At 38.3% G+C, this 13,174-nt stretch carries 17 protein-coding genes and 1 pseudogene; 8 read left to right on the top strand and 10 right to left on the bottom strand.

Annotation, left to right across the window (positions count from 1 at the left end; translation table 11 throughout):
* Positions 1-379: 379 nt before the first annotated feature.
* The 4 genes from VB694_RS24845 to VB694_RS24830 all read left to right on the top strand — a co-directional run bounded on the left by VB694_RS24845 (position 380) and on the right by VB694_RS24830 (position 1,723).
* A complete protein-coding gene (locus VB694_RS24845; protein ID WP_027401153.1) occupies positions 380-595 on the top strand; it encodes an addiction module protein in 216 nt (71 codons plus the stop codon).
* A 7-nt stretch (positions 596-602) separates the two neighbouring features.
* Positions 603-899, top strand: a complete 297-nt coding sequence (locus VB694_RS24840) for a type II toxin-antitoxin system RelE/ParE family toxin (RefSeq protein WP_168491952.1) — start codon at positions 603-605, stop codon at positions 897-899.
* A 141-nt stretch (positions 900-1,040) separates the two neighbouring features.
* The gene (locus tag VB694_RS24835; RefSeq protein ID WP_323362997.1) at positions 1,041-1,355 is read left to right on the top strand and encodes a hypothetical protein; all 315 of its coding nucleotides are present in this window, start codon (positions 1,041-1,043) and stop codon (positions 1,353-1,355) included.
* Positions 1,349-1,723: a type II toxin-antitoxin system PemK/MazF family toxin gene (locus tag VB694_RS24830; RefSeq protein WP_323362996.1), complete on the top strand. Its 375-nt coding sequence runs from the start codon at positions 1,349-1,351 to the stop codon at positions 1,721-1,723. Before VB694_RS24835 ends, VB694_RS24830 begins: the two co-directional genes overlap by 7 nt.
* 321 nt (positions 1,724-2,044) lie before the next feature.
* Here VB694_RS24830 and VB694_RS24825 read toward each other — a convergent pair whose 3' ends face one another.
* Both VB694_RS24825 and VB694_RS24820 read right to left on the bottom strand, forming a co-directional pair.
* On the bottom strand, positions 2,045-2,455 hold the full coding sequence (locus VB694_RS24825; RefSeq protein ID WP_323362995.1) for a PIN domain-containing protein: 411 nt from the start codon (positions 2,453-2,455) through the stop codon (positions 2,045-2,047).
* Positions 2,452-2,697, bottom strand: a complete 246-nt coding sequence (locus VB694_RS24820) for a hypothetical protein (RefSeq protein WP_323362994.1) — start codon at positions 2,695-2,697, stop codon at positions 2,452-2,454. Before VB694_RS24820 ends, VB694_RS24825 begins: the two co-directional genes overlap by 4 nt.
* Positions 2,698-3,157: 460 nt before the next feature.
* On the opposite strand from VB694_RS24820, the gene VB694_RS24815 reads away from it, so the two are divergent.
* Together VB694_RS24815 and VB694_RS24810 are read left to right on the top strand one after the other, a co-directional pair.
* Entirely contained in the window at positions 3,158-3,607 is a 450-nt protein-coding gene (locus VB694_RS24815; protein ID WP_323362993.1) for a hypothetical protein, read from the top strand.
* 80 nt (positions 3,608-3,687) lie between these two features.
* The gene (locus VB694_RS24810; protein WP_323362992.1) at positions 3,688-4,281 is read left to right on the top strand and encodes a hypothetical protein; all 594 of its coding nucleotides are present in this window, start codon (positions 3,688-3,690) and stop codon (positions 4,279-4,281) included.
* 63 nt (positions 4,282-4,344) lie between these two features.
* On the opposite strand, the gene VB694_RS24805 is transcribed toward VB694_RS24810, so the two are convergent.
* The 6 genes and pseudogenes from VB694_RS24805 to VB694_RS24780 form a co-directional block, all read right to left on the bottom strand.
* Entirely contained in the window at positions 4,345-4,734 is a 390-nt protein-coding gene (locus tag VB694_RS24805) for a GxxExxY protein (RefSeq protein ID WP_323362991.1), read from the bottom strand.
* 87 nt (positions 4,735-4,821) lie between these two features.
* Positions 4,822-7,023 carry a phosphoketolase gene (locus VB694_RS24800; RefSeq protein ID WP_323362990.1) on the bottom strand — a complete coding sequence of 734 codons (2,202 nt, stop codon included), beginning with the start codon at positions 7,021-7,023 and terminating at the stop codon, positions 4,822-4,824.
* Between the two features lie 285 nt (positions 7,024-7,308).
* A pseudogene (locus tag VB694_RS24795) lies at positions 7,309-7,575 on the bottom strand (aquaporin); the annotation flags it as partial.
* A 75-nt stretch (positions 7,576-7,650) separates the two neighbouring features.
* On the bottom strand, positions 7,651-8,397 hold the full coding sequence (locus VB694_RS24790; protein WP_323362989.1) for a DUF561 domain-containing protein: 747 nt from the start codon (positions 8,395-8,397) through the stop codon (positions 7,651-7,653).
* Between the two features lie 132 nt (positions 8,398-8,529).
* On the bottom strand, positions 8,530-10,347 hold the full coding sequence (locus VB694_RS24785) for an ABC transporter permease subunit (RefSeq protein ID WP_323362988.1): 1,818 nt from the start codon (positions 10,345-10,347) through the stop codon (positions 8,530-8,532).
* 107 nt (positions 10,348-10,454) lie between these two features.
* Positions 10,455-11,405: an ABC transporter ATP-binding protein gene (locus VB694_RS24780; RefSeq protein WP_323362987.1), complete on the bottom strand. Its 951-nt coding sequence runs from the start codon at positions 11,403-11,405 to the stop codon at positions 10,455-10,457.
* A gap of 302 nt (positions 11,406-11,707) precedes the next feature.
* Between VB694_RS24780 and VB694_RS24775 the strand changes: the two genes are divergently transcribed.
* Positions 11,708-11,956, top strand: coding sequence for a type II toxin-antitoxin system ParD family antitoxin (locus tag VB694_RS24775; protein ID WP_323362986.1), 249 nt, complete (start codon positions 11,708-11,710; stop codon positions 11,954-11,956).
* A gap of 5 nt (positions 11,957-11,961) precedes the next feature.
* Positions 11,962-12,282 carry a type II toxin-antitoxin system RelE/ParE family toxin gene (locus tag VB694_RS24770; RefSeq protein ID WP_323362985.1) on the top strand — a complete coding sequence of 107 codons (321 nt, stop codon included), beginning with the start codon at positions 11,962-11,964 and terminating at the stop codon, positions 12,280-12,282.
* A 216-nt stretch (positions 12,283-12,498) separates the two neighbouring features.
* On the opposite strand, the gene VB694_RS24765 is transcribed toward VB694_RS24770, so the two are convergent.
* Together VB694_RS24765 and VB694_RS24760 are read right to left on the bottom strand one after the other, a co-directional pair.
* Positions 12,499-12,705 (bottom strand): type II toxin-antitoxin system HicA family toxin, encoded by a 207-nt coding sequence (locus tag VB694_RS24765; RefSeq protein WP_323362984.1) that lies wholly within the window; start codon positions 12,703-12,705, stop codon positions 12,499-12,501.
* Complete coding sequence (locus tag VB694_RS24760; RefSeq protein ID WP_323362983.1) at positions 12,702-12,905, bottom strand: type II toxin-antitoxin system HicB family antitoxin; 204 nt, start codon at positions 12,903-12,905, stop codon at positions 12,702-12,704. The genes VB694_RS24765 and VB694_RS24760 overlap by 4 nt, the downstream gene beginning before the upstream one ends.
* Positions 12,906-13,174: the final 269 nt, after the last annotated feature.

Raw genomic sequence — 13,174 nt, 5'->3', positions numbered from 1 at the left:
AAAAATATAAGATATTGCGTACATCTGCGGTTAAAATCTTAATGCACCAACACGATCACAGCAATCGCCCTAAACATCCCTAGTAATGCTTGAGTGAGATAACGTAAACAGATACAGGGTAAGGTTTTCAGGTGCGAACTGCTTGCAGCAGCGCTTCGCTATCGCCCATTAATCCCTAGTAATAGTTGAGTAAAATAATGTAAACATATACAGGGTAAGGTTTTCGGACAGCGATCGCTCTACTAATCCCCTAGTAATGCTTGAGTGAGATAATGTAAACAGATACAGGGTAGGTTTTCGGGCTGTGATCGCCCCAGTAATCCCTAGTTGCTAATGATGAGTTAAAATAAAAATATTGTCTACTCAAGTGGGAAGATTTATGGAGAACTTACTACCTCAAAACATTTTACAATTAACTATTGCGGAAAGAATCCAATTAGTCCAAGATATTTGGGATAGTATCACTGTAGATGCTGATAATGTAACTATTAGTGATGCTCAAAAAAAGGAATTGGAGAGACGTTTAGAACTTTATTATCAAAATCCTCATCAAGTTTCTAGCTGGGAGGAAGTGAAACAAAAATTTAATCGTTAGTTAATATATGACTTACAAAATTTTCATTACACCAGAAGCAGAACTTGATTTAGAGGATGCTTATAATTGGTATGAACAGCATACTGTTGGATTAGGTTCTGAATTTATTCGTGTTGTTGATGCTAGTTTTTCAACTATTCAACGTAATCCTTTTGCTTGTCCAATTGTTCACGAACAAGTTAGAAAAAAGTTAATTCGCAAGTTTCCTTATGGATTACTTTACATTATTATAGATGAAACAATTTCTATTATTGGTTGTTTTCATGTTAAACGTGATCCGCAACAATGGGAAAGGCGTTTATAAGATTTAATTCAGGTGATAATTCGCTCTAGTAATCCCTAGTAATGGTTGGGTGAGATAATGTAAACAGATACAGGGTTTTTATAGACTAATCCACCATCATTTGATATAATTTACAGTAATGATACCATCATGATAAAAGCAATGTCACAGACAGGATTAAATCTATTCATTCCGATGGAGTTACTGATTAATTCCTTAAATGCGCTAAGTTTATCAGAAAAACGGCAGATTTCGCAGCTTCTTAATGAAGCGATCGCTGATGCTGAAGAGGAAAATTGGCAAGAAGATGAAGAGACTAAAAAAGAAATTCAATTAGTGCGTGATGAATATGCAAATGGTAATTACAGTGAATTTAGTAATATCAAAGAACAGTTGAAACAAGGAGCTATTAAAAGAGCGGAACGTGATTTAGGATTAGTTGAAGAGTGGTTTAATCTGGAAGAAGAAGCGTGTTAAGTAAAGGAAAAATAATCTATCCCCAACGTGGTGAAATCTACTTGGTTAATTTTGATCCAACTATCGGTTCAGAAATCAAAAAAACACGACCTGGTTTAATATTACAAAATGACGTTTCTAATCAATATAGTCCTATAACTATTGTTGCTGCTCTTACTTCTCAGTTTACAGAACCTTTGTATCCTACTGAAGTGCTAATTAAAGTACCAGAAGGAGGTTTACAGGTGGATTCTGTTGCACTTATTAATCAAATTCGTTCTATTGATAAACAACGATTAATTAAACGGTTGGGTGTTCTGGAATCAGTCACAATGGAACAGGTAGATAGAGCAATTCAGATTAGTTTGGGTTTAGTGAATTTAACATAAATGAATATTTTTATGTATATCTGTGATGGTTCTATTGTCTTCTCTTATTTACATGATAGCCGTAAGGATCGCTCTACTAATCCCTAGTAATGGTTGAGTGAGATAACGTAAACAGATACAGAGTAAGGTTTTCGGACTGCGAACTGCTTGCAGCAGCGCTAGTTCCCTCCGGGACGCTCCGCGAACGCTATCGCTCTAGTAATCCCTAGTAATGGTTGAGTGAGATAACGTAAACAGATACAGGGTAAGCTTTTCGGGATGCGATTTAGTGTTATTAATGGTGGTATTTTTTGGTTTCATTATGTCAACCTAACCTACTTTTCAAAGCATTTTCAATAACTCTTCTGGCAACATTGCTGGTATTGAAGACTCCACAAAATCGGCTTTATTTCGTGTTACTATTATTTCTAAACCTGCGGACATTGCGGCTGCACTTGTCACCGCATCTTCAAAATCTTTAATTGGACTTTTTAAAGCTTGGTGAATAACTTCGTGTGTAACGCTGGCAATTTGAATATGTTGCAATAAATTTTCTATTAATTTACGTGCTGCTTCGCTACCAATTTGACGGCGTAAAATATAGAAAATATTCGTGACAGCGTGTCCTGACACAAAGCCTTGCACCTGCTTTTTCATGACTGTATTTAATGCTTGTGCTGAGGCAACAACAAACGGTTGACGCTGTGCTAAAATATCCAGCAAAACATCGCTATCAAATAATACTCGTTTCAACTATATTTCTCCTCTAGGTAATTAACATAACTTTCTTCTGGGTTTTCTGATTCTAAGCTAATTACACCTATTAAGCTTTGTGTCCAAGGGTCAAGTTCAGATAAGATTTCTAGGGTGGGTTGAGGAGGAATAAAGGATAGGGTTTCTTGTTGAATTGATGCTAGTACGGTTTGCACAAGATTCCAGCGTTCTTTGATTGGTAATTTTAATACCTGTTCTTGCAATTGTTGTAATTGAATCATTACTTTGCTGTTAATTCTATCATTTACTATGTTAACAGATGGTTGATTTTGTTCGGGTGATAATTCTCAGGTGAGATGAATCTTTCTAGGTGTATCTATGATGGTTCTATTGTCTTCTCTTATTTACACGATAGCAGCGATCGCCCCAGTAATCCCTAGTAACGCTTGAGTGAGATAACGTAAACAGATACAGGGTAAGCTTTTCAGGTGCGAACTGCTTGCAGCAGCGCTTCGCTATCGCTCTATTAATCCCTAGTAATGCTTGAGTGAGATAATGTAAACAGATACAGGTTTTTTGGGTTGTAATTTAGTGTTATTAATATTGTTGGGTTTCCTTGTGTCAACCTAACCTACTTGCTAAGTGAAATTATAGAAAATTTTTATGTATAATATTTGCAATATTTAGTTACTATATTATATTATATAATACTTACAACAGTTTTACTAACAAATGTAGTCAATGAGAACTCAATTAATCAATCTAGTATTTGCAAGTGTCGTTAGTATCAGCAGTTTAATTGTATTTGGTGATATCCCTAGCGTCGGTAATAAAGCGATCGCACAAACAAAAAAGCCAACTATAGATAGAAAACCTTGTGTAAGGCAAGAATTACCAAAACTTAAACAAAATATGCCTTATTCAAAAGCTAGGGAGATGTTATTAGAAGCAGGTTGGCAAGCAATATTTAATAGAGAAATCTTAAACTCTGAAAGAAGCGCACCGGTAAATTATTTTTTTACTGAAAAAGAGTATACAGAAATTCAAGATTGTGCTGGCTCAGGTTTAGGTCTTTGCTATTTTCGGTTTGAAAGTGCTTATGGAGAAATTTTGTATGTGACAACTGCAAATAATGGAGCTAACCAAGAAACTGTTTTTGGGTGGCGCATTGAAGAACAAGAAGAACAATAGGTTTGTATTTTATATTTATAATTTACAATTAATTATCTCAAATTGAAATGGCAGATTTGTAATGAAATAAAGCAACAGTTATGTACAATAATAAAAACCACAAAAAACCAACAATTCTTTCTACTATATTTCTATCTTTTTTAATCACTCACTTAATTAGTTTTCCTGTAAAAGCTGAAACATCTAATTTGATTAATTGTGGTATTGAAGCAGAATATCCTTCTAAACTTAGCAGAAATATTGAATTAAAACAGTTTGGTGTTGCTTTGAAAATTCCTGCTAACTATAGAGTAATGGGAAGAACAGATGGTTCTGTCAGTCTAGTTGATAATGGAACTTTCAAATCCCTAGAGTGTTTTGCTAAAAATCCTAATGCTGTCGGTGCTTCAGGATATGACTCTATATCAATTTATAAATCCTCTGAAACTTTCATTTATAGTAATGTTTACAATAAATTACCGGGAAAAGATAATGTTTTTATAGTTTGGAAAAAAACACCTTTAAATGATGCTGATGATAACTATGAACATGAAATAAAGCTGAGAGTTAAAACATCGAAAAGCTTAATAGAAATAGAAGGTTTTTCTGATTTACAATTTACAGGTAAACTTTCAGATTTTGATAATTTTTTACAATCATTGTTAGAGGTGGTTAGAGATGTTGAAGTTCTTTAGATTTCAGTATTTTCAACAATTATTTTACAGAACGCAGATAAACGCGGATAAATGCAGATAGATTTAGAAATTACGGACAACACGCTTTATCTCTACTTTGGGATTACCAAAATTAATTAATAGACATAGAGTAAGTCCAGTTGTTTTCAGATAATTCATACATTGGGAAAAATGCTTACTATCCAGTGTTGTTACTGCCTTTAACTCCACAATAATAGCATTTTCTACCAACAAATCAGCCCTATAATTACCCACAACTATACCGTCATACCAAACTTCCAGCATTTTTTGCTGCTCAACCAACAAACCAGTTTTTCGTAACTCATGCACCAGAGCATTTTCATAAACCTGCTCCAAAAAACCAACCCCCAAAGTATTACCCACCTTAAAAGCACATCCAATAATCTTTTCCGTAACCCCATTCAAATCCAATCTGCGTTCATCTGCGTTCATCAGCGTTCCCTCCAATAAAAAAATCAGCAAATGTACGCAACCCAACGCCAAAACATCCGCGTTAATCTGCGTACATCTGCGTTCTAATTAATGCACCAACTCAATAGCCCGCTTAGTCAACGCTTCCGCAGTCAAACCATTAAAAGCCATCAACTCACCCGCACTAGCCGTAGTTTCCCCACGCTTCCAGGCAAAAGAATCACGTTTTGAATTACTGCGTAACATGATTGGTTCTAACATCGCCGCAGCGCCACCTGTCACACCAATTAAGGCATCTCCACCAAACAATTGCTCAAAATCCGCATCACTTAAAAAACCGTTATCAGGTTCAGAACAAGTATCCCAAGCAGTATCATGAGGACGATATAAACGGCGGGGATTGATAATAGAAACAATCTTCACACCAATACCTTCAGTTTCTAAAAAAGCCGCCGCTTCAAACACAGGAATTAATGTCAAATCGCCAATAACTGCAAATACAACAGTCTTCCCACCAGCCACTTCATGTAATAACACCGCACCATCAATTAAGCCTTTTTCAGTTTGGGCAAAAGTGCTACGAATTGGCAAAGGAGACTTACTAGCAGTAATGACAATGCCCTTATTTTTTGTTTGCAAAGCCCAGTCATAACAGACTTGAATACTGTTAGCATCTGGGGGAAATAATGGGAAGACATTTCCGGTTCTCATCAAAGAAGCAAAATAAGCTTCAATTTCTGGTCTTTGGTGAGTCCAACCGTTGCGTCCTTGTTCTAATGCCCCGGCTGTAAATAATGTAATTGTTGAGGGTGTTTTGCGGCGTAATTCTGCCATTGCTTGGGTGACAGTTTGCCAAATTGGTAAACCATTGATAGCAAAAGATTCATAGGAACACCACAAAGTTCTCGCCCCCATTAAGGATAAACCAGCCGCTAATCCTGCACAAGCATCTTCGCTCAAAGGTTCGTAAACTTGACCACCTGGGGCTTGGTTGTAGGTATCATCGGTGGTGGGGTGAATGATTTTTAATGCTTCATTAATATTACCAATTCCTGAAGCGGCGTTACCATCGGCGTTAGTCACAAGGAAATTTTTATCTTTATTTCCTACTACTCCCACTAGCTTACCCATGACAGTTGTAGAAACTTGGGGAACTGCCCCAACTTGATATTCTGCTAATGGTAATTCGCCAATTTCTGCTAAGGGTAATTCAAATTCTGTAACTACAGTTTTCGCAGCCGGACCTCCTCCAGCCCGTTCCGCATTTGTCCGCACAATTTGCCATGCTGGGGCTGATAATGCCCGTTTTTGTAAGGCGCTGACGATATGGGGCGCGGATAAGGTATCTTTCGGATAAAGGTTGTGGGATTTTGCCCCTAAAGCGTGAACCCCTGCCCCTTTGAGTTGTTTGATAATAAATACGGTCAATTTACCGCCGAGTGCTGAACGGGCAGCTTTATCCATACCTACTAATACGGCTTTAGTAAATTCTAGGCGCTTGGCAAAGGAAAATACCGTACTATCAACATATTCACCTGCTTGGTTTTGGTCGTCAAAATCTTTGGCGTTGACTAATACGACTTCGGCAAAACCGTTACCTTGCCAATAGGCAATCATCTCTGCGTTGGTTTTGAGAGATACCATGCTGTGGTGTTCTTGGCTGTAACCGTTCCACACTAACACGGGTAAGAAGTTGGTAGCGGTGGGGTAAGCGGTGTTAAAATGTGCCATTGCACTCATGATATAGGGTTCACCCAGTCCCCCGTCTCCCAGGGTGAAGGGGAAGAGTTTATCACGGTGCAACAGGGCTGCGGCCATGGCAAAATGTTGTCCTTGTCCCAGGGGTCCAGCCGGTGCGAGAATACCGGGAATGTAGCCGGATAGGTGTCCTAATAATCCATGCTTTTCTCGAAAGCGATCGCCCAATTGTTGTACTGTAGAAATGCCCATGTCTTCTAAGGAACGGTCTAAGAACATGGCGCTATAGAAACCAGGGGCGTGGTGTCCCACTTCGGTGATAATGTTTTTATGTCCCAGCATGACCAAAGCTGCATAAGCTTCCGCTTGGCTGGCAAAACCGCCGGGATGTCCAGAAGCCTTACTACCAGTGATGTGTAGGGTGAGGTAGCGCAGGGCATCAGCCGCCAGTAAGGTTTGATATACTGCTGTTGTATCTGTGGGATTTGTTATAGATATATTACCAGATGCGATCGCTGGTTTTGCACCATAAGTTTCAAAATCTGGCAATGCTTCCCCAAAATATTGAATCCCTTCACAAAAATTGGGTGCTTTTGATGTAACTACTGTCATGCTGAGTACCTTAATAAAATCGGAAAAACCGGAAATGTTTGTTCAATGTAACCAAAATTTTACATCTTCACGGTTGTAACAGTTTATAGGTGTTTTCCAATAGCCAACATAAATAGTAATTATCAAATAAGGGACTTCCAAAAAATAATTTATCCCTATAAACTAACCACAGAGGCACAGAGAACACAGAGAAAGAAGAAATATGCTATATAATAGCCCCCTCCTCGCAAGCGGGGAGGGGGTTGGGGGTGGGGTTCTTGAACTCTAACCAATTTCCGAGAATTATTATTCTGCTTTTGGTGTTTCCAAAACTTGAGTGTAGAAGAAGCCTCCTAATGCCCCTCCCAGAATTGGTGCTACCCAAAATAACCACAACTGCTGTAGCGCCCAACCACCCACAAAAATTGCTGGGCCTAAGCTACGGGCTGGATTCACAGATGTATTAGTTACAGGAATACTGATTAAGTGGATTAGTGTTAACCCTAAACCAATAGCAATTGGTGCAAAACCTTGAGGCGCACGACGGTCAGTTGCACCTAAAATAATCACCAAAATGCTCCTTTCTGTTTTGGAGAGGGATTGGGATGAGGTTTACAGCAGTAATTCAATCCCATTCCCTATATTCATCTATGCAAATGTGCGAATATTTGCAGTAGCTAAAGCTTCCACCAAACCACGCACAGCAGCAATCATGGCAATTTCGCTATTGAGTTGGTTAATAGCAGAACCCACACCCACACCAGCAGCACCAGCAGCAACAGCTAAAGGTGCAGTCACATTAGAAATACCAGAAGCACACAATACAGGCACAGAAACGGCACGGGAAATTTGATAAGCTGCGGCTAAAGTAGGAGCAGCTTTTTCAATCAAACCCAAAGTACCACCATGAGCCGGTTTGCTGCTAGTACCGCCTTCAGTTTGGATGATATCAGCACCAGCTTTTACTAAGTCTTCAGCTAGTTGTACCTGTTGGTCTAATTCCAGGATGTGAGGAACTGTCACAGATAGGGTAATTTCAGGCAACAAGGCACGAGTTTGGTAAGTTAATGCTAAAACTTCCTCAGCTTCAAATCTGCGACCTTGAGCGTAAAAAGAATCAAAATTACCAATTTCAATCAAATCAGCACCAGCAGCTACAGCTTGGACAAATTTTTCTGGTTCAACTGCGGAAACGCAAACTGGCAGACTTGTTAAACTTTTAGCTAATTTAACCAAAGCCGCATCAGCAGCAATATCTACAAAAGTCGCACCACCAAATTCAGCCGCTTTGACAGTAGCAGCAACACTTTCAGCGTTAAAATTATTCAAACCGCTGATCACTTTCAGGACACTACGGTTAAAAAAGGCACGTTGTAAATTAGGAAGCATTGTCATAATTATGATTTTTACGCTATTGAGGTAGGAATATTTTTACACTATATAGATACTTCAGACTAGAGGTTAGAGGAAGAGAGTTAGGGAGATGGGGAGTAGGAAAAAATTCTTACCCCACATCCCACACCTTTCTTAACGTCCTGCTAATAAAGCCTTAGTTGCAGACTCACCCAATACCCGCACTTGTTTGTTGAATTGGAAATTTAACAAAGCGACAACAGTTAAATCAGCTAATAACGCCATGAAAATTGTTGTCATGTTAGATTGTGCTATAGCGCCCCAAGGGAAGGTAGAAAACACCCATACATGAGGATGATTATAAGTGTTTAGACCCAAGACAGAAAGAATAATTGGAGGTAAAGAAATTGCCGCACCAATCGTTAAAACTGACCAAACATAACGCTTGGGATTTTTCATCAACAACATTAACTGAGCAATGCTGGCATAAATCAGCATTAAACCGATAGATAAAGCTACAGCTAACAAAGCTTTACCTTGACCCAAATCGCTGATATTTGCATCTTTATGGGAAATAGCAATCCAGATAAATAAAGGTATGGCAGCAATGACTAAATTGATTGCTATTGCCAATATTGCTGGGCTTTTTTCACCCCATACTAAATCTTCCCACAGAGATGCGTTTCTATTGTTTTGGTGACGATATCTTGCCCAGTCTTGGATATTTTGACGAACAGGGGAGAGAACCAGAATTAAACTGAAGATGAAAGCAGCATTGATCACTGCTAACATAGCTATAATTACCTCTGTTCTCGCATCTAATTTTTGCATCATCAATCCTAAAAACATCACCTGAACAAAAGCTAGAAATAAATAACTTTGTCCTTTACTTAAGATGGTAGTTTGAGGATTACCAAAACTGCGTTTTATGGCTTGCCATAAGCCGTAAGTGCAAATTCCGTAATTCAGTAAATAAAATCCGGTTAAACTGGCTATATTTTTACCAACTGGTAAATAGAAAAATTGGAAATTATCTAGTGGTGAACCTTGATAGATACGGAATAAATTTGGAAATAGGTAAGCAGTAATATCCCAAGGACTAAAAAACCTAAACCAAGCACCTGGGTTATTGAAGTCATTGTTATAAGCACTAGATGCCATCATCATTGTCATAAACAATAACAACAAAACCATGCCACTACCAAGCCAAGGTTGAAAGCTACTAAACTGGCGATTGACTAAACTAAATAAAAGTGCAGCACTATAAAAGAAACAGCAACTGGCAGCTATAACAGCGTAGTAACTAAGAATGTAACTTGAGGCAATATTGGCAGAATGTCCAGCCCAGAAGTGTAAAGGAATTGCAATAAGTACAAAGAGATAAATTAAACTCGGTACTCCTAATATTTTTCCAGTCAATATACTGGTTTCTGACTGGGGACTGAGGCGAATAAAATTGAGTGTTCCTCTATGTTCTTCTTGTGCTAAATCACTAATGAGTAAATAAGTTCCAGCGACTAATAGTGTAAAAATAAAAATTACACTAAATGCTAAAAAAATGTATTCCCAATGATCTCGCCACCACATCTGCCACTCAATTTCGTTGGGAGGACAAAAACCTTTAGATAACTGATCTCTCAGGTTACTGAGTTGTGTGTCAACTTGTTGAATTTGTACCTGTAAATTAGGAATAATGCTGGAATCTGAAAGTTTAATTTGTCGATAGTTATTTAATTTTTGATTGAGTAGAGATTGTTGCTGGTAAAATTGTTGTTCTTGTTGTTGGTATAATGTACTAAGACGACAGTAAGAACCTCTTAAAGAATATTCTTCACCGGGATATTCTCGTAGTTGAAACAAAAAAACTACAAGTTGCAATAATAGAGAAGAGACAACTGCAAATAAGACGTTAAAAGGTTTGAACCGTCCTTTCAGTTCTCGGAAGAGTTGGGGATTCCATTCACCTACTCTGTCGATAAAATTTAGCATCATAGAAAAAATCTCCAAAATTGAAAGAGGGGACTAGGGACTGGGGACTAGGGACTGGGAAGAAATATTTACCTTCTTCTTCCTGACTCGGTGACTCCTGACTCCTTTCATTAAGATGCTTGTTTGTGACCTAGTTTGAGAAAAATAGTTTCTAGGTCTTCTTGGGTGCAGTGAAAATTGGTTAAGGGAATACTTGTACTAATGAGCGATCGCAATAATTCAGCAGTTTCTTCCTGTGTTCCTGAAAAATTCACCCGCACACTATTTTTATTATGTATTACCTCCCATTCTTCTACCAAAGGATAATTTTTTAGTTCACTCACCAATATATCTATGTTGCCCAAAGTTGAGATAAAAATTTGCTGCCGGGCTAAACGCTGATAAAGTGTTTGCAGTGAGGCACTTTCTACCAAAAAGCCTAGTTCCATAATGCCTACGGAAGTACATAACTCCGCTAAGTCGCTGAGAACATGAGAAGAAATTAATATTGTCATCCCCGCTTCTCGTAAAGCTTTGATAATTTCCCGAAACTGCATCCTGGCAATGGGATCAAGTCCAGAAACCGGCTCATCTAGAAGTAGTAAAATCGGTTCATGGATAATGGTGCGTGCTAAACTCAGTCGCTGTTTCATCCCCCGTGACAAGGTAGAAATCATGCTGTTGCGTTTATTGCCAAGTTGAATCAGTTCTAAAACTTCGTGTAGGCGTTGAGTGCGACGTGGTTGTCGTAAGCAGTATAAACGGGCAAAATAATCTAGGTAGTCCCAGACGGTTAGATCCTCATACAGTGGGTAGTCGTCGGGTAAGTAACCAATATGACGTTTGAGGGTGGGGTTGCTGTTGTCACGCTGTAAGCGATCTCCATTAATATAAATTTCACCAGTAGTTGGTTCTTCCGCTGCGGCTAACATCCGAATTAAGGTTGTTTTACCAGCACCATTAGGACCTATTAATCCGTAAACTTCACCCATCTGGATCTCTAAGTCCACATCATTGACAGCCACGTGGCGTTCAAATTGCTTAGTTAGTCCCGTCGTGCGAATTGCTATTTCTTTTACCATAGCTGCTGGAGTGGGGCTTGCGTTTAACAGTTAAGCTAACCTGTTTCTACAGCAGTTCTGACTCTCGTTTCGGAAATTGAAACTGGGCTGAGGATTTTTCTAGCTTAAAGTATCAATTTTATCTATCTTGATATAATCAATACCTTAGCCAAAGAACCGAGTTTAGGTAATCAGCAAATTATTGTTACAAAGTAGACGTTCCGCGAACTCTATCGCACCTCCCACATCCCTACAAAACATTTGACAAAAATTGACAATATTTGCCATAATTAAGGAATCAGAAATATAAAAACTTATTAGCTATGACTACAGTAAATATTTCTCTTCCCGATTCTATGCGGGATTTTATCAATGAACAGGTTACAAAAGGTGGCTATAGTACCACAAGTGAATACATTCGACACTTGATTCGTCAAGAGTTAGAAAGGGTAGCACAAGCACGACTAGAAACATTACTATTAGAAGGCTTAGATAGCGGTGAAGCAATTGAAATTACGGATGAGTGGTGGGAACAAAAACGCACTCAGCTGCTTGAGAGACTTCGCAAATAATAACAATGACTAGACGAATTGTAATTAGACCAAAGGCTAGTGTTGACCTCGATGAACAGTTTGCTTATATTGCCCAGAGTAATTTTGATGCAGCATTAAGTTTTTTTGATGCTACAAGGCAGACTTTTTCACAATTAGCACAACTGCCTGGTATTGGTAGTGTTTATAATGTTAAGAATCCGCGTTTAATTGGTTTGCGGAAGTGGGGAGTTAGAGGATTTGAAAAGCATCTAATTTTTTATTTAGAAGGGGATGAGTATATTGAAATTGTGCGGTTAATTCATGCTGCACGAGATATTTTACAAATTTTAGCTGAAGAAGAATAGTTATAGCTATCAGCTACGCGATCGCACTCCCCACATCCCACAAAAAGCGATCATACATCCCTACATCCTAAAAGCGATCGCTCTCCATCATCTTTAAAAAGGCGATCGCTCTCTCATATCCCAAAAAGGCGATTCCTACGGAGCGCTTCGCTATCGCACCCCCTCAACTTCCCAAAAAGCCATCATATCCTGCTAACCTAATAAAATAAACCTTAGTTACAAATCATCTTCCACTAATTCAGCTACTTTCATAATTGATTTTAAAGTACCAAGTTTTAAATCTTGATTCCGATGTACGGGAATAGAGATAATTTTACTTTCATCAGGCTTTTCATAAATATGGTGACTTCCTGTAATTTTTTTGAGAATCCAGCCTTTTTTCTCAACAATTTTACATAGTTTTTTACCAGAAATTGATTTCATACTGCAATTTCTATTACCTGTGATATGGGATCTGGTGTTTGGATTTCATTAGCTACTTCTAGCCAACCTTGTATAGCATCTTGAAGGTTATTAATTAATTCTTCCATTGTATCTCCTTCTGTTATACAGCCTGGTAGAGCAGGTACTTCAGCCCAATAACCACCTTCTTCAGCAGGATAAATAACGGCTTTGATTTTCATTGCTTTTACATTTGCAGTTGTTTACCTCAACCAATTTTAACAGATTAATTTCCAGAAATTTCCCCATTTAGAGCGATCGCTCCCCATCATCCCCAAAAGCGATTCCTACAGAGCGCTTCGCTATCGCTTAGAGAAAAGGATTAATAATTTGTAATCCTTCCACTGTAAAACCGTGTTGCATATCCTCTGAATAGAGTTGATTAACATTAACTGATAGTGCGCTGGCGATAATTAAACTATCCCAAAATGAGAATAAATATTTTGTTCTT

The organism is Anabaena sp. UHCC 0451 (genome assembly GCF_034931405.1).
In the GTDB taxonomy this organism is placed as follows: Bacteria; Cyanobacteriota; Cyanobacteriia; order Cyanobacteriales; family Nostocaceae; genus RDYJ01.
Note: the sequence above shows the minus strand (reverse complement) of the source record. Positions and strands in the feature narration are given on the sequence as shown.